The organism is Nocardia yunnanensis, from assembly GCF_003626895.1.
Classification (GTDB): Bacteria; Actinomycetota; Actinomycetes; order Mycobacteriales; family Mycobacteriaceae; genus Nocardia; species Nocardia yunnanensis.
The window spans coordinates 79273-99153 of record NZ_CP032568.1 but is presented as its reverse complement, the minus strand read 5'-3'; the positions used below and the strand labels follow the sequence as shown (position 1 = coordinate 99153).

General features: G+C 68.3%; 16 protein-coding genes and 1 pseudogene. 12 read left to right on the top strand and 5 right to left on the bottom strand.

What is annotated here, in order from left to right; translation table 11 throughout:
• Positions 1 to 1140: an SGNH/GDSL hydrolase family protein gene (locus tag D7D52_RS00420; protein WP_120734540.1), complete on the bottom strand. Its 1140-nt coding sequence runs from the start codon at positions 1138 to 1140 to the stop codon at positions 1 to 3.
• A 162-nt stretch (positions 1141 to 1302) separates the two neighbouring features.
• Between D7D52_RS00420 and D7D52_RS00415 the strand changes: the two genes are divergently transcribed.
• Together D7D52_RS00415 and D7D52_RS00410 are read left to right on the top strand one after the other, a co-directional pair.
• The gene (locus D7D52_RS00415; RefSeq protein WP_120734539.1) at positions 1303 to 2004 is read left to right on the top strand and encodes a ferritin-like fold-containing protein; all 702 of its coding nucleotides are present in this window, start codon (positions 1303 to 1305) and stop codon (positions 2002 to 2004) included.
• Between the two features lie 115 nt (positions 2005 to 2119).
• On the top strand, positions 2120 to 2347 hold the full coding sequence (locus D7D52_RS00410; RefSeq protein WP_120743665.1) for a DUF3107 domain-containing protein: 228 nt from the start codon (positions 2120 to 2122) through the stop codon (positions 2345 to 2347).
• 266 nt (positions 2348 to 2613) lie between these two features.
• Here D7D52_RS00410 and fasR read toward each other — a convergent pair whose 3' ends face one another.
• Entirely contained in the window at positions 2614 to 3273 is a 660-nt protein-coding gene (fasR, locus tag D7D52_RS00405) for an HTH-type transcriptional activator FasR (protein WP_120743664.1), read from the bottom strand.
• Between the two features lie 491 nt (positions 3274 to 3764).
• On the opposite strand from fasR, the gene D7D52_RS00400 reads away from it, so the two are divergent.
• Positions 3765 to 4733: a DUF3152 domain-containing protein gene (locus D7D52_RS00400; protein ID WP_120734538.1), complete on the top strand. Its 969-nt coding sequence runs from the start codon at positions 3765 to 3767 to the stop codon at positions 4731 to 4733.
• Here the strand turns inward: D7D52_RS00400 and D7D52_RS00395 are convergent.
• Entirely contained in the window at positions 4730 to 5641 is a 912-nt protein-coding gene (locus tag D7D52_RS00395) for an MFS transporter (RefSeq protein WP_120734537.1), read from the bottom strand. The two genes, D7D52_RS00400 and D7D52_RS00395, sit on opposite strands and share 4 nt — an antisense overlap.
• Before the next feature lie 352 nt (positions 5642 to 5993).
• Between D7D52_RS00395 and moeZ the strand changes: the two genes are divergently transcribed.
• Complete coding sequence (gene moeZ, locus D7D52_RS00390; RefSeq protein WP_120734536.1) at positions 5994 to 7178, top strand: adenylyltransferase/sulfurtransferase MoeZ; 1185 nt, start codon at positions 5994 to 5996, stop codon at positions 7176 to 7178.
• Between the two features lie 208 nt (positions 7179 to 7386).
• Positions 7387 to 8238: a TIGR02569 family protein gene (locus D7D52_RS00385; RefSeq protein WP_120743663.1), complete on the top strand. Its 852-nt coding sequence runs from the start codon at positions 7387 to 7389 to the stop codon at positions 8236 to 8238.
• Between the two features lie 217 nt (positions 8239 to 8455).
• Here D7D52_RS00385 and D7D52_RS00380 read toward each other — a convergent pair whose 3' ends face one another.
• Together D7D52_RS00380 and D7D52_RS00375 are read right to left on the bottom strand one after the other, a co-directional pair.
• The gene (locus D7D52_RS00380) at positions 8456 to 9916 is read right to left on the bottom strand and encodes an MFS transporter (RefSeq protein WP_120734535.1); all 1461 of its coding nucleotides are present in this window, start codon (positions 9914 to 9916) and stop codon (positions 8456 to 8458) included.
• A 173-nt stretch (positions 9917 to 10089) separates the two neighbouring features.
• Positions 10090 to 10773 carry a FadR/GntR family transcriptional regulator gene (locus D7D52_RS00375; protein WP_120734534.1) on the bottom strand — a complete coding sequence of 228 codons (684 nt, stop codon included), beginning with the start codon at positions 10771 to 10773 and terminating at the stop codon, positions 10090 to 10092.
• 89 nt (positions 10774 to 10862) lie between these two features.
• Here D7D52_RS00375 and D7D52_RS00370 point away from each other — a divergent pair, with 89 nt between their 5' ends.
• From D7D52_RS00370 to D7D52_RS00340, 7 genes and pseudogenes are all read left to right on the top strand, one after another.
• Positions 10863 to 12149: an MFS transporter gene (locus D7D52_RS00370; RefSeq protein ID WP_120743662.1), complete on the top strand. Its 1287-nt coding sequence runs from the start codon at positions 10863 to 10865 to the stop codon at positions 12147 to 12149.
• A gap of 284 nt (positions 12150 to 12433) precedes the next feature.
• Complete coding sequence (locus tag D7D52_RS00365) at positions 12434 to 13936, top strand: nitrate/nitrite transporter (RefSeq protein ID WP_425464645.1); 1503 nt, start codon at positions 12434 to 12436, stop codon at positions 13934 to 13936.
• Positions 13937 to 13975: 39 nt separating this feature from the next.
• The gene (gene nirB, locus D7D52_RS00360) at positions 13976 to 16549 is read left to right on the top strand and encodes a nitrite reductase large subunit NirB (protein WP_120743661.1); all 2574 of its coding nucleotides are present in this window, start codon (positions 13976 to 13978) and stop codon (positions 16547 to 16549) included.
• A gap of 67 nt (positions 16550 to 16616) precedes the next feature.
• Positions 16617 to 17009, top strand: a complete 393-nt coding sequence (gene nirD, locus D7D52_RS00355) for a nitrite reductase small subunit NirD (RefSeq protein ID WP_120734532.1) — start codon at positions 16617 to 16619, stop codon at positions 17007 to 17009.
• Positions 17006 to 18151, top strand: a pseudogene (locus D7D52_RS00350) (uroporphyrinogen-III synthase); the annotation flags it as partial. The gene nirD and the pseudogene D7D52_RS00350, both read left to right, overlap by 4 nt.
• Positions 18152 to 18597: 446 nt before the next feature.
• The gene (locus D7D52_RS00345) at positions 18598 to 19437 is read left to right on the top strand and encodes a sirohydrochlorin chelatase (protein WP_246023565.1); all 840 of its coding nucleotides are present in this window, start codon (positions 18598 to 18600) and stop codon (positions 19435 to 19437) included.
• Positions 19438 to 19569: 132 nt separating this feature from the next.
• Entirely contained in the window at positions 19570 to 19782 is a 213-nt protein-coding gene (locus D7D52_RS00340) for a hypothetical protein (protein ID WP_120734531.1), read from the top strand.
• Positions 19783 to 19881: the final 99 nt, after the last annotated feature.

Genomic DNA, 19881 nt, shown 5'->3' with positions numbered 1-19881 from the left:
TCAGCGGCCGGGAATGGCTGGGAAGGGCCGTCTTCCGGGCCAGGACGCCGCGTCGAGCGTGCCGATGCGGTAGTCCTTGGCCAGCAGCGTGTCCACGATCTGGCGGCCGATGAGCTCGTACACCGCCTCCGTCGGATGGGCCAGATCGCTGGTGGTCAGCGCCCGCCGCAGGCCCGGATCGGGCATGTTCTCGGGCGCGCCGAGATAGCGGACCGGGCCGTGTCGCTGCGGCAGCGCCCGCAGCCGGAAGGTGTCCGGATTCTCGGCGACTCGTTTCATCCAGTCGGCCATGTGCACGAGGGTGATGTTGGCCGGCCGCGCGCCGCCCGCCGGCGAGCCGGGCCAGTGCGTGGTCAGCAGTTCGAGCAGCTCGTTGAACTTGCCGACCATGCGCACCTCGGTCGCGGCCGCGGCATCGCCCTTGTCGGCGACCTTCTCCTGGAATCGGACCGACACCAGGGGATCGGGCAGGTCGACGAGGACGAAATGTTCGTTGGCGCCGCCGAATTCGTCGGCGATCCGATTGACCTCCGCATTGATCTCCTGCACCAGCGGCGCGACGCCGGTGCCGGCGGTGTCGCGATTCGGCACCTCGAGCGCGTCCTGCTGCTGCGCGGCGGCCCGCGCGCCGAGGTCCATGCCCTCGGGTCGTTTCGCGGTGACGATGTCGTTCAGGCCGATCCACACGCTGTGCAGGGTGTTGCCGGAATACGCGGCGCCCATGTCCCTGCGGTGGCGGATGTATCGATCGATTTCCTCCTTCAGGAAGCCGAGCGCACCGGATTTGGGCCGCTGCGGCCAGTCCGAGGCGGCGATCGCCCCGCCTTCGGCGTAGTTGGCGTAGCGCACCGGCGCGAGATCCCCGAAGTCCGTTCGGAGCACCAGGGATTCCTTCTGCAGTTTGCGGTGGGGCGCGGTCGCGTCCTCGGTCTGCTTCAGGTCGCCGCGGACCAGCGGTTCGCCGCCGATCCATTCGACGAGGAAATCGGTCCAGTTCTTGCCGTCGCTGTAGCGGCCGATCTCGTTGGTGCGCATCATGCCCGCGGCGCGGGCGAACATGCCGGCGGGGGATTCGCGTTTGATGCCGATGTCGGAGAGGCTGTCGCCGAGGACGATGAGGTTCTGGATGGGGATAGGCATGGGGGACTCCCGTCGACGATGCCTGGCCCGGTCCTCCGAGTCGACCGGTAGGTTTTGAATTTGCCAGTGGCACAATGCCATTCGAGCTTTTCGAGCGTACGCCCCGGGACGCGTCGCCGATGGGTGAATGCGCGTCGTTTTCTGCCGCTAGGGTGGGGACTCATGGGAGCTAACTCGTCCACCGCGCTCGGCGCCGCGTCGGAATCCTCAGACGGCCGTATCTCCGCCGAACATCCCGGGGTCACCGACCTGTTCGCGGTTCTCGCCTACGGTGAGATCTCCGCCTTCTACCGGCTCGCCGAAGAGGCCAAGCTGTCGCCGAGCCTGCGCGGCCGGGTGGCGGTCGCCAAGATGGCGGGCAACGAGATGGAGCATTTCCAGACCCTTGAACGAGCCCTCGCCGACCGCGGCGTGGACATCTTCGACGCCATGGCCCCGTTCGTGCGCGCGCTGGACGCCTATCACGCTTCCACCGACCCCTCCACCTGGCTGGAGTCGATGGTGAAGTTCTATGTCGGCGACGGCATCGCCGCCGACTTCTACACCGAGATCGCCGGCGCCCTGGCTCCCGAGGTCGCCGACGTGGTGCGCGATGTGCTGGCCGAGACCAGCCACTCCGAGTTCGTGATCGAGGAGGTGCGCACCGCGGTCGCGCAGAATCGTTCCGAACGCGACCGGCTCGCGCTGTGGGGCCGTCGCCTGCTGGGCGAGGCCATCACCCAGGCGCAATACGTGATGGCCCAGCGCGACGAGCTCACCGAACTGGTGCTCACAGCCACCGGCGACCTGAACGGCATCGCGACCCTGTTCGAGCACATGCAGAACTCGCACGCCGAGCGCATGCGGGTGCTCGGCCTGGCCTGACCCGCCGCTCCCAGCGCGCTGTTCGCTGACAGCGCAGGCGGTCGCGGCCGGACGCTGTCGCGGCTGCGCTAGCGTGATCACAGACAGCACAGGACTCTAGGTTCGGAGGTTGGCCGTGGAGGTCAAGATCGGCATTTCGGATAGCCCGCGTGAGCTCGTCATCAACAGCTCGCAGACCCCGGCCGAGGTCGAAGCGGCCGTCACCGGCGCGCTGCAGGGCGACGGCGGCGTCGTGTCGCTGACCGACGAGAAGGGACGCAAGTTCCTCATCCAGGCTTCCAAGGTCGCCTACGTCGAGATCGGAACCCCCTCCTCGGGCCGTGTCGGCTTCGCCGCCGTCTGATCCGCCGAACTCCCTGGGGCACTCTCTGAAACCCCCAGTGACATAAAGAAATTGCCCCGCCGACTGAACCGGCGGGGCAATTTCTTTCTCGCTGTAGAGGTTTCAGGGGTCCGCCCCCTGAGCCGCTTCTCTCGCGGGGTTTCTGGGTCTACCCCATGAGCCGCTTCTTCTCGCGGGGCTGGTCTACCCCGTGAGTGCTTCTTTCTCGATTTCGGGCTTTCAGGGGTTTACCCCTGAGAGTTTCGAGAGTTGAGAGAATTTCTCTCTCAGTCGATCGGGTGCAGCGGCACGTGCTTCAGGCCGCCCCAGCACAGCGCCACGGTGGTGTCGACCGCGTCGTCCTTGGTGATCGGTCGATCCGCCTCGAGCCAGTACCGCGCGCTCAGCTGGCTCGCGCCGACCAACCCCACGGCCAGCACCCGAGCCCGGTACGGCTCCAGCCCGGAATCGTGCGCCACCAGGTCGAAGACGGCGTCCACACACGCCTCGGTGGCCTGCTCGACGCGGCGCTGCACCTGCGGCTCATTGGTCAGATCGGATTCGAAAACCAGTCGGAAACCCTGGGTTTCGTGATCGACGAAGTCGAAGTAGGCCTGCACGGCGGCGCGCACGCGCTGCTTGTTGTCGGTGGTGGAGCGCAGCGCCTGGCGCACGCTCGACACCAGGGCGTCGACATAGTTCTGCAGGACCGCCAGATACAGTTCCAGCTTGCTCGAGAAGTGCTGGTAGAGCACCGGTTTGCTCACTCCGGCGCACTGCGAGATCTCATCCATGCCCGAGGCGTGATAGCCGCGTAGGACGAAGACCTCGCTGGCTGCGGCGAGTAGCTGCGCCCGGCGCGCCTCGCGAGGCAGGCGGGTGCCGCGCTTGCTCGTCGCCTCGGATGACATACGGTGCGAAGTCATCCGGTCCACGAGGTCAGTCATTCCGATCTCCCAGTTGATTCCCGGCGGGAAGGATGTCACCGGGGCGTATCCACCGAACGATACTCGCTCGGGGAGCCGGTGCCGATCCAGGTTCCGAATATTGTGGCGTCGATTATGCGAGGCCGATCACAACTGTGTAGCACATGTTCCGAATTGTGAGATCTGCCCTATTCGCGTGAGATATCTCGCAGCAATGCGCACCGTCGGCGACGGTGGCTGACCGCTCGCGGCCGCGCTGTGAGAGTCTGTCAGGCGTGACCGACCTTGGGGGCAGCGATTCCGGCGGACGCGATGGACGCCGCCCCGTGGGTGCCGGCGCGCCGAAGGCGACCGGAACCAAGCGGGGCAGACCTACCGGACCGATCTACGATCCGCTCGGCTTGTACTCCGACAATGGCGCAACGAATACCGGCCAGTCGGTACCGCAATCGGCCGTGGTGTCGCCGCCGCGATCACCGGTGACGCCAGCCCCAGCCCCATCCCCGGCCCCGATGCCACCCCAGCCCGCGGCCCCGTCCCATCAGCCGCTGCGCGCGCGCTGGGATCCGACCGCCCCCGCCGACGGCGCCAACCGGCAGCGCCCCGACCGGGAGACCAAGCGTCAGAGCCCACTCGGCCGCTTCGTCAACACCTACGGCTGGCGCGCCTACGCCCTGCCCGTCCTGCTGGTGATCACCGTCCTGGTCGCCGTGGACGCGCTGCGCCACACCGGCGACAGCGATACCGGCCTGCCGGGTTTCGGCCGCCTCAGCGAGCGCACCGACAAGCCCAGCGGCATCTACGGCGGACCCAAGGGCGACGGCAAATACGCCGTGGACCTGCCCTCGGGCGTGGTCCCCGCCGGCGGCCCCTACACCGACACCGGCAAGGGCACCTGGCATGTGGTGCCCGGCACGACCGGCCAGGTGGGCACCGGCACCGAACACGTCTTCAACTACACCATCGAGGTGGAGGACGGGGTGGACACCGCCAGCCTCGGCGGCGACGACGCCATCGGCAAGATGATCGACGCGACGCTGGCCAATCCCAAGTCCTGGACCCATGATCCGCGTTTCGCCTTCCATCGCATCGACACCGGCACCCCGGATTTCCGCATCTCGCTCACCTCGCGCGACACCACCCGCAAGTCCTGCGGTTTCGAGATCCCGGTCGACTCCTCCTGCTACAACGCCGATCTCGACCGCGTGGTGCTGTCGGAGGTGCGCTGGGTGCGCGGCGCGCTCTCGGACGAGGGCGATGTCGGCTCGTACCGGCAGTACCAGATCAATCACGAAGTGGGCCATGCCATCGGCTATCGCGAGCATCAGCCGTGCGAGACCGACGGCGGCCTGGCCCCGGTGATGATGCAGCAGACCTTCGGGATCAAGAACAACGACATCGCGAAGCTCGACCCCGAAGGTGTGGTGCCGATGGACGGCAAGTCCTGCAAGTTCAACCCCTGGCCCTACCCGCGCGGTTAGGCGGTCGCGGCCACCGGTTCGACGGCCGGGGCGGGACGGTGTTGCCGGACAACGACTCCCAGTCCGGCCAGCGCGCCCAGGCCCGCGCTCGCCGCCGCGGCCAGCACCGCCGCCCGGAACCCGTGCTGCACCAGCATCGTCGACCCGTAGCCGCCGGTGGCGGTGAAAACCGCTGAGGTGACCGCGATTCCGAGGCTCCCGCCGAGTTGCCGGGTGGCGTTGTAGACGCCCGAGGCGATGCCGATGGACTCCGGCCCGACCGCGCTGATGGCGGCATTCTGGATCGCGGGCATGGCGGCGCCCGCCCCCGACAGCAGCACACCGACAAGGTCGAGACCGCCCGCGGGCCCGGTGCTTTCGGCCACGAACCGCCGCACCAGCGGGATGAGCGCCACCCCGATCGGCATATTGAGCCAGAAGATCCACTGCCAGGTCAGCCCCTGCACGACCGCCCCGCCGACCACCGGCCCGCCCAGAATCGCGAGCCCGAGCACCCCCGCGAAAATCCCCATCGCTCGCCCCCGCTGCGCGGGCGGAAAAGCCACCCCCACCAATGCGAACGCCGCGGGCATGATCATCGCGGCCCCCACTCCCTGCACCGTCCGAGCCGCGACCAGCCACCCGATGTCCGTGCACAGCGCACACGCCCCCGATGCCGCGGTAAACAAACCCAGCCCCGCGACGAGCATCCGCCGCCGCCCGAACCGATCCCCGAGCGCCGCCGCGGTCAACAACAACACGGCAAGCGCCAACGTATAAGAGTGGAGCGTCCACCCCAGCGCCTCCAACGAGGCCCCGAGCCGCACGCGAATCGTATTCAGCGCAGTGGTCACGACAAGCGCGTCGAGCCCCACCATCAATGACGCCACCGAAGCCAGCGCCAACGTCCACCGCTGATGTGTACTCAATGAGCAAGCACCTTCCAAACAGCCAAATCTGTCACCGGTACCTACTCACCCACCCCCCAAAAAACTCATCGCCCCCAAACCCCACCAGGCATTTCAACGCCTAAGGGCGCAAAAAACCATTAGAACTGGCCTCGTTCATAACGGATGCTCGTCAGTAAGACCGTGAGAAGCTTGGGGTTTCAGGGGCGTAAGCCCCTGAGTCCTCCCCCTCCCCTTCGGGGGGTTTCAGGGGCGTCAGCCCCTGAGAGCTTCGAGAGTTGATCCACGTACCCTTGGGGAAGAACGCCGCCGTTCTCGGTGTTGCAGCAATGGCCGCGAGTATCCGGCGAATTCGATTGAGGAGTCCGAAGACGTGTCATCGCATGCCTCCCTGCCCCCGCTGGTGGAGCCTGCGGCGGAGCTGACCAAGGACGAGGTCGCCCGTTACAGCCGCCACCTGATCATCCCGGATCTCGGGGTGGACGGGCAGAAACGCTTGAAGAACGCCAAGGTGCTGGTGATCGGCGCCGGCGGCCTCGGTTCGCCCGCGCTGCTGTATCTGGCCGCCGCCGGCGTCGGCACGCTGGGCATCGTCGAGTTCGACGAGGTGGACGCCTCGAACCTGCAGCGTCAGATCATTCACGGCGAATCCGATATCGGCCGCTCCAAGGCCGACAGCGCCCGCGATTCGATCCTGGAGATCAACTCCGGAATCACCGTGGAGCTGCACAAGATTCGCCTCGAGCCGGACAATGCGGTCGAGTTGTTCCAGCAGTACGACCTGATCGTCGACGGCACCGACAACTTCGCCACCCGCTACCTGGTCAACGACGCGGCGGTGCTGGCGGGCAAGCCGTACGTGTGGGGTTCCATCTACCGCTTCGAGGGCCAGGTCTCGGTCTTCTGGGAGGACGCCCCCGACGGCCGCGGCATCAACTACCGCGACCTCTACCCCGAGGCCCCGCCGCCGGGCATGGTCCCCTCCTGTGCCGAGGGCGGCGTGCTGGGCGTGCTGTGCGCCTCCATCGGTTCGATCATGGTGACCGAGGCGATCAAGCTGATCACCGGCATCGGCGACCCCCTGCTGGGCCGCCTCATGGTCTACGACGCACTGGACATGAACTACCGCACCATCAAGCTGCGCCGCGACCCGGAGCGTCAGCCCATCACCGAACTCATCGACTACGACGCCTTCTGCGGTGTGGTCTCCGAGGAGGGCCAGGCCGCCGCGATCGGTTCCACCGTCACCGCCCGCGAACTCAAGGACATGCTCGACGCCGGTAAGGACGTCGCCGTCATCGACGTCCGCGAACCGGTCGAATGGGACATCGTCCGCATCGAGGGCGCGACCCTGATCCCCAAGGACCGCATCCTCTCCGGCGAGGCCCTGGCCGAACTTCCGCAGAACACCCCCATCGTCCTGCACTGCAAAACCGGCATCCGCTCCGCCGAAGCCCTAGCCGCCCTCAAAAACGCCGGCTTCTCCGACGCCACCCACCTCCAAGGCGGAATCATCGCCTGGGCCAACCAGATCGACCCGTCCCTGCCGGTCTACTGACCAAGGTCGATCGATCGGGACGTGCCAACTGATTTGGGCGGATCCGGGTAACTCCCCGGGTACGTCCAAAATCGGCGTTATGTCCAAATCCGCCGGTCGCCAACGCCACCGGCCACGGCACCCGAATCCGGCCTGAAGGCTCGGGGAGGCGGGTCCTGCGTGGCGTCCATTTTCGGGTGCTTTACAGCGGTACCGTACGCGCGTGACCATGACTGCTGTGGAGCCTCCCGAGCATGTGCGCTCGACCTTCGGGTTGCGCGAGGAAGCGCCGGTTCCGCTGGGGAACTGGGACGGTGGCTGGCGGTTCGGCGATGTGGTGCTGAGCCCGGTGACCGATCACGCGCGCGCCGCCTGGTCGGCCAAGGTGCGCGAGACGCTGAAGGTGGACGGCCTGCGCCTGGCGCGGCCGGTGCGGGCCACCGATGGCCGCTATGTCGTATCCGGTTGGCGCGCCGACACCTATCTCGACGGCGTGCCGGAACCGCGCCACGACGAGGTGGTTTCCCTGTCGCTGCGACTACATCAGGTGACCGCGAAGCTCGAGCGCCCGCGCTTCCTGGCCGCGCAGCCGGTCGCCCCCTGGGTGGATGTGGACGTCTTCGCGGCCGCGGATCGCGCTGCGTGGGAGGCGGTTCCGCTGCGCAGCCTGAAAATGGGCGGTCTGCTGCCGGCCACCTCACCCGACGGCGATCGCAGCCTGACCCTGATCACCCAGCTGTCCACCCTTCGCAAGCCGATCGGCACGCCCGCGCAGCTGGTGCACGGCGACCTGTTCGGAACCGTGTTGTTCGCCAGCGGTTTCGCCCCCGGCCTCACCGACCTCACCCCGTACTGGCGTCCCGCCCCCTGGGCGGCCGCGGTGATCGTGGTGGACGCCCTGTCCTGGGGCGGCGCCGACGACGGCCTACTCGAACGCTGGCGAGATCTCCCTGAATGGCCGCAAATGCTGGTGCGCGCGGTCATGTTCCGCCTCGCCGTCCACGCCCTCCACCCCCGCTCCACCCCCGAAGCCTTCCCGGGCCTGGCCCGCACCGCGGACATGATCCGCCTGCTCCTGTAGCGAATCCCCAACTCTCGGGGACTCTCAAAGGTAAACCCCTGAAACCCCAGACCAGACGGAAGTGAACGCGCTAGGACTGTCAGGGGGTGAGCCCGCGAGCCCGCCCCAGTTGTCAGTGAAAGGCCGCGCCGGGCGACGAATCCGGCGCGGCCTTTCTCGCTTCCCGACGGGTGGGAAGCCTTTGGGAGACCGTGGCTCCCAAAGCTTTCGGGGTCTTCTACACGTTGGCGTGGGCCAGGGAGGGGGCGCGGCCGATGGCGAAGGAGGAGCGCAGGTAGAACCACCAGCACAGCGCGCCCATGGCCAGGTACGCGACCACGTAACCCCAGAACGCGGGATTCATGCTGTGGTAGTGCGTGTTCGACAGCCGCAGCGCCTGCTGCAGGATCCAGCCGCCCGCCGCGCCGATCGCGCCGATGACGCCGATGGCCGCGCCCGCCTGCCGTTTGGCGGAGATCAACGCCGCGCCGACGTCCTGCCCGGTCTCCGAAGCGTGCTTGCGCGCCTCGGCGGTGAAGATCATCGGAATCATTCGGTAGGTCGACCCGTTGCCGATGCCGCTGAGCACGAACAGCAGCAGGAACGAGGCCAGGTAGAGCGGAAAACTCTTGGCGGACAGGGACGCCACGATCAGCGCGGTGGCGATGGCCATGCCGCCGAAGACGTAGAGGGTGATCTTCGAGCCGGTGAACTTGTCGGCGATCCACCCGCCGAACGGCCGGCTCATGGACCCCACCAGCGCGCCGAGGAACGCCAGGTTGCCCAGCGTGCCCATCCAGCCGATCTTGGCCAGGCTCGGGAAGTTCGCCTTGAGCAGGGTCGGGAAGGCGAAGGAGAACCCGATGAAGGACCCGAAGGTGCCGATGTAGAGGACGGCCATCACCCAGGTGTGATGGTTCTTCAGCGCCAGCTTGTAGGACGTGCCATCGGATTTCGCGCCGGTCAGCGAATCCATGTAGCGCAGCGCGCTGAACAGTGCGATCAGAATGAACGGAATCCACACCAGCACGGCGAGGGTGATGCCGAACCGGTATCCGCCCGGGTTCTTGGCCATGAGGTGCGTGCCCAGCGTGATGATCAACGGCACGAACAACTGGGTCTGCGCCACACCGAGATTGCCGCCCGCGGCATTGATGCCCAGCGCCGCGCCCTTCTTGCCCTCGGGGTAGAAGAAGTTGATATTGGCCATCGACGAGGAGAAGTTACCGCCGCCGACACCGGCGAGCGCGGCCAGCACCATGAACACCCACATGGGCGTCGAGGGCTGATTGATGAAATACGCCAGCCCCAGTGTCGGCACCAGCAGCATGGTGGCGCTGAAGGCGGTGAACGCGCGCCCGCCGAACCGCGGGATGGCGAAGGTGTAGGGCACCCGCAGCGCCGCGCCGACCAGCGTCGGGGTGGAGGTGAGCAGCAGCGCGTTGTTGACCGAGTCCGGGTTCTTCGCGCTCAGGAAGGCGAATCCGGCCGATCCCATGGCGGTGACGACGCTGGCCCACAGCACCCAGATGCTGAAGCCGAGGTTTTCGGAGAATACGGAGAAGATCAGATTCTTTCGGGCGGTTTGTTTTCCGCCGTTTTCCCAGAATTCATTGTTGTCCGGTTCCCAGTGGTCGATCCACCGTCCGCGTCTTTGGAAGACGTGTCCGGTTTCGGGGGCCTCTACTACGGTTGCCATGAGCAGCTGTCCTCTCGGCTGTCGCGACCGCCCTCATCGTGGCTCCCGATCGGTCAGGAAGCCGCTGCGGTCGCGATCCACCGTAGGAACCGCGTTTTACGCCTGAATGTTTTTCGGTGACGGGAACGGTAATTCCGGCTCACCTTCGGACGATTCCGGCGGTGACCTTTCGGTTACTCCGAATTCGTATCAAGCGTCCGGTATTCGGCCATGAGCGAGTCGAGGAAGCAGTTGGCCACCCGGCCGGCCCGGTCGGGATCGCCGTCGACCACGGCCTGCACCAGCTCGGCGTGCTCGTCGTGGTAGGTCGCGCCGTCCTGTTCGGAACGGAAGCGGATCCCGGCCGCGATGACGGGCAGCAGCGAGTCGTAGAACTCCAGGTATACCGCATTGTGGCTGGCGACCACGATGGCGCGGTGGATTTGCACGTCGGCCTCGATGGCGGCGTCGAAGTCGTTGTCCCAGAATCGGGTTCGATCCTCGAGCAGTCGCCGCAGGGTCGCTATGTCGGTCTCGTCGCGGCGGGTGGCGGCGAGCCGGGCGGCGGTGGTGTCGAGCGCCTGGCGCAGTTCCAGCAGATCGCGCTGCTGGGCGTCGGCGAAGTACTCCGACAGCGTGCCGCCCAGGCTCGAGGTGCTGATCACATAGGTCCCCGACCCCTGTCTGCGCTCGAGCATGCCGGCGTGCACGAGCGCCTGCACGGCCTCGCGCACGGTATTGCGGCCGGTGCCGGTGAGTTCGGTGAGTTCGGGCTCGGTGGGGATACGCGAGCCGACGGCCCAACGGCCGGAACGGATTTCGGCACGAAGCTGCTCTGTCACCTGGGCGATGAGGCTCGTGCGCCGGACTGGTTGCACGGGTGACAGCGTACCCTGCCTCACATTCGTTGCATCACATCATCGGGTCATCCTATGATTTCGTGGTGACTGTGACGATGGATGAGACGATGACAAGCCAGCGGGGAACCGCCCCCGCCACCCGCCGACCCGCCGCCATCGATCGCACCGCCATCCCGCCCGACCACGAGATCTCCCGGCGATCGCTCTTCGAGGGCCGCCTGCTGGTCTTCGCGGCCATCGTCGTCTCGGCCCTCACCCTGCGCGTGGCCGTCACCGCGTTCACCCCGCTCGCGGCCCGCATCGGCGCGGACATCGGCTACTCCACCGCGGTGGTCGGCGTGTTCGGCATGCTGCCCACGGCCATGTTCGCCCTCGGCGGGCTGCTGACCCCGATCCTGTCGCGGCGGCTCGGCCTGGAACTGACCGCGCTGGTGGCCATGCTCATGACCGGCCTCGGCTCGGCGCTGCGGGCGATCGTGCCCGACACCTGGGAGCTGCTGGCCTTCTCGGCCTTCGCGCTGGCCGGCATGGGCGTCGGCAATATCGTGATCCCGCCGCTGGTGAAGCGCTACTTCTCCGATCGGCTGGCGCTGCTCAGCTCGGTCTACATCGTGATGGTGCAGCTGGGCACGGTGTTCCCGGCGCTGATCACGGTGCCGGTCGCGGACGCGCACGGCTGGCGGATCTCGCTGGGCATGTGGGCCGGGCTGGCCTTCGCCGCGGTCCTGCCGTGGGTGGCCGTGCTGCGGGTGCGCCGCGGCGCCGCCCGCGCCGATGTCACCGAATTGCCTTCGGAGCCAATCGAAGCCACGGGCAAGGTGTGGCGTTCGCCGCTGGCGTGGGGCATGGCCTTCATGTTCGGCATGACCTCGCTCATCACCTATTCGCTGTTCACCTGGATGCCGACGATCTTCGGCGACGCCGGGGCCAGCGCGTCCTTCGGCGGCAGCATGGTCGGGCTGTTCGCGCTGTTCGGGCTGGCGGCCGCACTGGCCGCGCCGATCGTGGTGGGCCGCATGGCCAATCCGTTCCCGGTGGTGATCGGCTGCGCGGTGTTCTTCTTCATCGGCTTCGCCGGCCTGCTGATCGCGCCCATGAGCGCCCCGCTGCTGTGGGTGCTGGCGCTGGGCCTGGGCCCCTCGACCTTCCCGATGGCCCTGACGCTGATCAACCTGCGCACCCGCACCGGCGCCGGTTCGGCCGCGCTGTCCGGGTTCACCCAGGGCGTCGGCTACTCGGTGGCGTGCACGGGCCCGCTGGTGTTCGGCGCGCTGCACACGATGACCGGCGGTTGGCTGGCGCCGTTCGGTTTCCTGGTGCTGGCGGTGCTGGTGCTGATGGCCGGCGGCTGGCTGGCGTGCAAGCCGCAGCTGCTCGAAGACACCTGGAATTAGCGGTTATCCGCCCTTCCGAACAATTTCACCGTTCGAGTTGCCGAGCCGTGAGGTTGGGTCCATGCTTTGTGGCAGGACTCTCACCTCACGGCTCGGATTCGCGTTTACTGGCGTTTTGTGACCGCCGGAAACCGTTGTGTCACATGCCCGAAACATAGAGCCACTTCTCACGCCGTATACCGGGTAATCGTGAGCAACCGTTGATTTGCCGGTCATTTCGCGCAGCATCGACGCAATACCCGTTTTCTACCTTGGGGCCATCCAGATTTCAGGAGGGCCTCTTGTTGACGACGCTGAACCGCAAGCGCGACATCGAGCATTGGGATGCCGAGGATGTCGAGGCGTGGGAAGCCGGTGGTAAGAACATCGCGCGCCGCAATCTGATCTGGTCGGTGTTCGCCGAGCATGTCGGATTCTCGGTGTGGTCGATCTGGTCGGTCATGGTGCTGTTCATGCCGACCGCGGTCTTCCACATCGATCCGGCGGGCAAGTTCTTCCTGGGCGCGGTGCCGACCCTGGTCGGCGGCATCATGCGCATTCCCTACACCGTGCTGACCGCCAAGTTCGGCGGCCGCAACTGGACCATCGTCAGCGCGCTGCTGCTGCTTATCCCCACGCTGCTGGCGCTGTACTTCGTCAACCAGCCGAGCACCTCCTACACGACGTTCCTGATCGTGGCGGCCTTCGCGGGCCTGGGCGGCGGCAACTTCTCCTCGTCGATGTCCAACATCAACGTCTTCTACCCGCAGCGGCTCAAGGGCTGGGCGCTGGGCATCAATGCCGGCGGCGGCAATATCGGCGTGCCGGTGGTGCAGTTGATCGGGCTCGCGGTGATCGCGACCCTCGGCAACGCGTACGGCAACGCCTCGGTGGTGTGCGCGGTCTACCTGGTGCTGATCGCGGTCGCGGCCATCGGCGCGGCGCTGTACATGGACAACGTCAAGAACCAGAAGGCCGACCTGTCCTACATGCTGAAGGCGCTGCGGGTGCCGCAGTCGTGGGCCATCGCCTTCCTCTACATCGGCACCTTCGGTTCGTTCATCGGCTACAGCTTCGCCTTCGGCCAGGTGCTGCAGATCAGCTTCAAGGCCGGTGGCGCGAGCGTCGCGGCGGCCACCCTGCACGCCGCGCAGATCGCCTTCATCGGCCCGCTGCTGGGTTCGCTGGCCCGCCCCTACGGCGGCAAGTGGGCCGACCGGCTCGGCGGCAGCAAGGTCACGCTGTACACGTTCACGGCCATGACCGCGGCGGCCGTGCTGGTCGCGGTGGCCTCCACGATGGGTGATCACGCCGGGTACCCCAAGGGCGGCGTGCTGGTGGCCATGATCGTCGGGTTCACCGCGCTGTTCGTCATCTCCGGCATCGGCAACGGTGCGGTCACCAAGATCATCCCCTCGGTGTTCGAGGCCAAATCCCGCTCGCTGGAAGGCGATTCGGCCACCCGCGCGGCGTGGGCTCGCAACACCTCGGGCGCGCTCATCGGTTTCGTCGGCGCGATCGGCGCGCTCGGCGGCGTCGGCATCAACCTGGTGCTGCGTTCCTCCTACGCCTCCACCAAGTCCGCGACCACCGCGTTCTGGGTCTTCATGGCCTTCTACGTGGTCTGCGGCCTGGTCTGCTGGGCGGTCTTCATGCGCCGCCCGAGCCTGCACTCGCTGCCGGCCGAGACCGCCGACGCCGATGTGGTCGTCGAAGCGGAAGCCCTGGTGCTCGAAGCCGAATCCGGCGTCGCCGCAACCGTTCCCGCATCCAACCCGGCCCAGTCCAGCTCGTCGGCTCGCGCCTGATTCGCCCATTTCTCGAAGGGGACCGTCATGACCCACAGCATCGAACGCAAGACCGTCGTCGTGGTCGGCCACGGCATGGTGGGCCACCGCTTCGTGGAGGCGCTGCGCTCCCGGGACGAGGCCGGGGCCTGGCAGGTCGTCGTCCTGAGCGAGGAGAAGCTGGCCGCCTACGACCGCGTCGGCCTGTCCTCCTACGTCGGGGCGTGGGAGCCGTCGGCGCTGGCGCTGCCCGGCAACGAGTACGCCGGTGACGCGCTCGTGGACGTCCGCCTGGGCGTGAAGGCCGACGCCATCGACCGCACCGCCCGCAAGGTCACCACCTCGAGCGGTGAGGTGATCGGTTACGACGCACTGGTTCTCGCGACCGGCTCCTACGCCTTCGTGCCGCCGGTGCCGGGTCACGACGCCGAGGGCTGCTTCGTCTACCGCACCCTCGAGGACCTCGACGGCATCCGGGCCGCGGCCGAGGCGGCCGGTCCGGGCGCGGTCGGCATCGTGGTCGGCGGCGGCCTGCTGGGGCTGGAGGCGGCCAACGCGCTGCGGCTGCTGGGCATGACCCCGCACGTGGTCGAGTTCAACAAGTGGCTGATGCCCGCCCAGATCGACGAGGGCGGCGGCGCGATCCTCGAGAAGCTGGTCACCGAGCTGGGCCTGGCCGTCCACACCGGGGTCGGCACGTCGGCCATCGAAACCGTTGCGGGCGCACCGGTTTCGGAGCGGCTGTCGGTGAAGTTCTCCGACGAGTCCGAATTGCGCGCGGCCCTGGTGGTTTTCGCCGCCGGCGTGCGGCCGCGCGACGAGATCGCCAAGACCGCCGGCCTCGAGGTCGGCCCGCGCGGCGGTGTCATCACCGACCTCGGGTTGCAGACCTCGGACCCGAACATCTACGCCATCGGTGAGGTCGCCGCGGTCGAGGGCGTCTGCTACGGCCTGGTCGCCCCCGGCTACAGCACCGCCGAGGTGGTCGCCGACCGCCTGCTGGGCGGCGCGGGCGAGTTCCCCGGCGCGGACCTGTCCACCAAGCTGAAGCTGCTGGGCGTGGACGTAGCCTCCTTCGGCGACGCGCACGCCAAGACCGAGGGCGCGCTGTCGGTGGTGCTGCACGACGCCGCCAAGGGCACCTACGCCAAACTCGTCGTCTCCGATGACGCGCAGACCCTGCTCGGCGGTGTGCTGGTCGGCGACGCCACCCAGTACTCGGCGCTGCGCCCGCTGGTCGGCCGCCCGCTGCCGGCGGACCCGGCCGCGCTGATCTCCCCGGCCGGTGCGGAACTGGGCGCGGACGCGCTGCCCGACGACGCGCAGATCTGCTCCTGCAACAACGTCTCCAAGGGTTCGATCTGCGGCGCCATCGCCGACGGCGCCTGCGACGTGCCGGCCATCAAGAGCTGCACCAATGCCGGAACCTCCTGCGGCGGTTGCGTTCCCATGCTCAAGAAGCTGCTCGAGCAGTCCGGGGTGGAGGTCTCCAAGTCGCTGTGCGAGCACTTCTCGCAGTCGCGCGCGGAGCTGTTCCACATCATCCAGTCGACCGGAATCCGCACCTTCTCGGGCCTGATCGCCAAGTACGGCAAGGGCACCGGCTGCGATATCTGCAAGCCGACGGTCGCCTCGATCCTGGCGTCCACCTCGAGCGATCACATCCTCGACGGCGAGCAGGCGTCGCTGCAGGACACCAACGACCACTTCCTGGCCAACCTGCAGAAGAACGGCACCTACTCGGTGGTGCCGCGCATGCCCGGCGGCGAGGTGACCGCCGAGCAGCTCATCACCATCGGTGAGGTGGCCAAGGAGTTCGGCCTGTACGTGAAGGTCACCGGCGGCCAGCGCATCGACCTGTTCGGCGCGCGCGTGGAACAGCTGCCGCTGATCTGGAAGCGGCTGGTGGACGCCGGCATGGAATCCGGTCACGCGTACGGCAAGTCGCTGCGCACGGTGAAGTCCTGCGTCGGCTCCACCTGGTGCCGCTACGGCCAGCAGGATTCGGTCGGCATGGCGGTGCTGCTCGAAAAGCGTTACCGCGGTTTGCGTTCCCCGCACAAGCTGAAGCTGGCGGTGTCGGGGTGCGCCCGCGAGTGCGCGGAGGCGCGCGGCAAGGACGTCGGCGTCATCGCCACCGAGAACGGCTGGAACCTGTACGTCGGCGGCAACGGCGGCCTGACGCCCAAGCACGCGGTGCTGCTGGCCGGCGAGCTCGACGACGAGACGCTCATCCGCTACATCGACCGCTACCTGATGTTCTACATCCGCACCGCCGATCGCCTGCAGCGCACCGCGCCCTGGCAGGAGGCGCTCGAGGGCGGCATGGACTACCTCAAGGCCGTGGTGTGCGACGACAGCCTCGGCATCGCCGCCGATCTGGAGGCCGCGATGGCCAAGCACGTCGAGGGCTACAGGGACGAGTGGGCCGCGGTGCTCGAGGACGAGGGCAAGCTCTCGCGCTTCGTGTCCTTCGTGAACGCGCCCGAGGAGTCCGATCCGACCATCGGTTTCGACGACAGCGGCGAGCGCAAGGTGCCCGTCCTGCTCGGAATTCCGGACATTCCGGTCGCAGTGGCTCCGCAGCTGCCCGGCGTGACCAAGGTCGCCGAGTCCGCCACGCACGGGAAATGACTGCTTAACCGCTTGGAAACAGGACGTCGGTACCAATAGGTACAGGCCGTTCGGAGGAGACATACCGATGACCGTGATCGACACACCCGGCACCGCGACCAGCATCACCGGCTGGACCCAGGCTTGCCGACAGGATTACCTGATTCCCGGCCGCGGCGTGGCGGTGCTGCTGAAGGGCGGCCGGCAGGCGGCCCTGTTCCTCACCGCCGACGGGACGCTGTTCGCCGTCGGCAATATCGATCCCTTCGGCCGGGCGGCGGTCATGTCGCGCGGGCTGGTGGGTGATCGCGGCGGCGTGCCGGTGGTCGCCTCCCCGCTGCTCAAGCAGGCCTTCTCGCTGATCGACGGTCGCTGCCTGGACGACGAGTCGGTGTCCCTGCCGGTGTACGCGGTGCGCGTCGAGAACGGCGTGGTCGCGGTGTCCAACGACCCCCTGGTGTTCCAGGGCGGTACGGCATGACCGAGGTCGACGGCGGTACCCCGCTCGCTGGATTCACGGTCGGCATCACCGCCGCCCGCCGCGCCGACGAACTCGGCACCCTGCTCACCCGCCGGGGCGCGAATGTCGTGTCCGCCCCGGCCATCCGGATCATTCCGCTGGCCGACGACACCGAACTCGAGCGCGTGACCCGCCAGCTGGTCACCGACCCGCCGCAGATCACGGTGGCCACCACCGGAATCGGCTTCCGCGGCTGGATGGAGGCCGCCGAGGGCTGGGGCCTGGCCGAGGAACTGCGCGCCACCCTGGCGTCCACCCGCATGTTGGCCCGCGGCCCCAAGGCCAAGGGCGCCATCCGCGCGGCCGAACTGCGCGAAGAATGGTCTCCCGCTTCGGAATCCAGCGCCGAGGTGCTGGATCACCTGCTGGCGCAGGGCGTCGAGGGCGTCCGCATCGCGGTGCAGCTGCACGGCGCGACCACCGAGTGGGAGCCGGTGCCGGACTTCTGCGAGGTGCTGCGCATGGCGGGCGCCGACGTGGTCCCGGTCCCGGTCTACCGGTGGATTCCGCCCGAGGACCGCACGCCGATGGACCGGCTCATCGAGGGCATCGTCACCGCCGCCCTGGACTGCGTGACCTTCACCAGCGCGCCCGCCGTGGCGTCGCTTCTCATGCGCGCGAAGGAAACCGGACTACTCGAGGCGGTGCTGCACGCCTTCCGCACCCGGGTGCTGCCGGCCTGCGTCGGACCGATCACGGCGGCCCCGCTCGAGGAGTTGGGAGTGTCGACCTCCATGCCGGGCCGGGCCCGGCTGGGGGCGCTGGCCCGCCATGTCGCCGAGGAACTGCCCCGGCGCGCCAACCGGATTCAGGCCGCCGGGCACATCCTGAGCGTCCGCGGCGGCTGCGTCGTCGTCGACGGTCAGGTGCGCCAATTGGCCCCGGCCCCCATGGCTTTGATGCGTTCGCTGGCTCGCCAGCCCGGCCGTGTGGTCTCCCGCGAGGACCTGCTGGCGGCGCTGCCCGGCGGCGGTGACGACACCCACGCCGTCGAAACCGCCATCGCCCGCCTGCGCGCCGGCCTGGGCACCCCCAAGGCCATCCAGACCGTCGTCAAGCGCGGCTACCGCCTGGCCCTGGACCCGGCCGAATGCATCGACAACCCGCACCCGGAATCACCGAGCCACCTGGGCCGCCAACAGCTTTCGTCGCATTCCCCTGGCCTGGGCATGCGCCGCGAGATGCCGCCGCGCTCCGCGGGCCGTCCCCTACCTGACCTGCCGCCCGCCACGGGCGCGAACCGTCGTCCCGCGCCGCCCACCGCCACCGGCCTGACGCGGCCGGCGGTGGCCGCACCGACCGCCATCGCTCGCGCCGGCGCCCCGGTCGACGGCGTCGCGCGGCCCGAGGGTGCGGCCTCGCCGTCCCCGGGTACGGTGCGGCCCAACGGAACTCCGGCCACGGGCGGCGTCCGGCCAGCGGTCGCGGGGGCCGCCCGACCGGCGTCGGCCGCCGTGCCGCAGCCGGGTGGCGTTGCCCGCCAAGCTTTTCCGGCGCGCCCGCACGGCGCGCCCGGTGCCGCCGCACCGCGTCCGGCTCGGGGTGCCTGGTGAGCGCCCCGGCCCTGATCCTGGTCGCGCACGGTACCAGGAGCGCGCGGGGCGTGGAGATGATCGCCGAGCTGGCGGGAGCCGTGGCGCGTGAGCTCGGTGCCGCGGCGCTCGCGGAGGCCGCATCGACTCTCGCGCACGCCGGCTCGACTTCGGCGTACCCGGGATCGACCAGGACAGGTGCCGGTGCCGATTTCGGGGCCGCATCGGCATCGTTGCGTGAGATCGCGATCGCGCCGCGAGTGCGGACGGCGTTCGTGGATGTGCTGGGGCCGTCCCCGGCGGAGGTGTTGCGGGATCTGGGTTCGGTTCCCGCCGTGGTGGTTCCGGCGTTCCTCGCCTCGGGCTACCACGTGTATCAGGATGTGCCGCGAGAGGTGGCCGCGAGTGCGCACGACGCGGTCGCGGTCACCCAGGCCATGGGCCCGGATCCGGCGCTGGCGGAGGTCATGCACCTGCGCCTGCGGGCAGCGGGCTGGCGACCGGGCGACGCCGTGGTGTTCGCCGCCGCCGGCTCCTCGGATTCCCGTGCGCGCCAAGATGTTCAGCGCGCCGCGAACCTGCTCTCCGACCGCATCGGCACGCCGGCGCACCTCGCCTACATCGCGACGGGCGAGCCGAAGGTCCCCGAGGTCGTCGCCGCGGTCCGGGCCTCCGGCGCGCGGCGCGTGTTCGTCGCCTCCTACCTGCTGGCCCACGGTCTGTTCCATCAGCGCCTGCACGAGGCCGGCGCGGACGGCGTGGCCGAGCCGATCGGCGTGCACCCGGCCGTCGTCCGTTTGCTGACCGATCGCTATTACGTGGCCATCGAGACCGTGACGGCCGCCCGGGTCGCGTGATCTGTACGGTTTGGTCCGAGTTCGTTAGGGGCTCGCCCCTAAACTTTTTCCCGAATTCCGCTAGCGCTTGGTGTTTTTGGATTTCGCGTGGCAACCTTTACCGCGATTCGGTAGAGACTCGGAGGATTCCACGTGAAAAAGTTTGTCGTCGCCACGCTGATCGCGGGCGGTATCGCCGGCCCGATGGCCACCGCCGCCGCCGATTTCCCGACGATGCTGGACCCCTGGCAGGCCTGCCTTTCCTCGGGCCAGACCTACGAGCAGTGCCAGGCCCTGGTGAACAACACCCAGCCGACCGACACCGGCGCGGGTTTCGGCTGGACCGGTTCCGCCGCCTCCCACTAGATAAAACAATTCAATTTCAGATTTCGGGCCGACGTGAATGCGTCGGCCCGAGTCGTATCCCGCTCACCGGTATCCGCGGCTGTCGCGAGACCCGGCCGG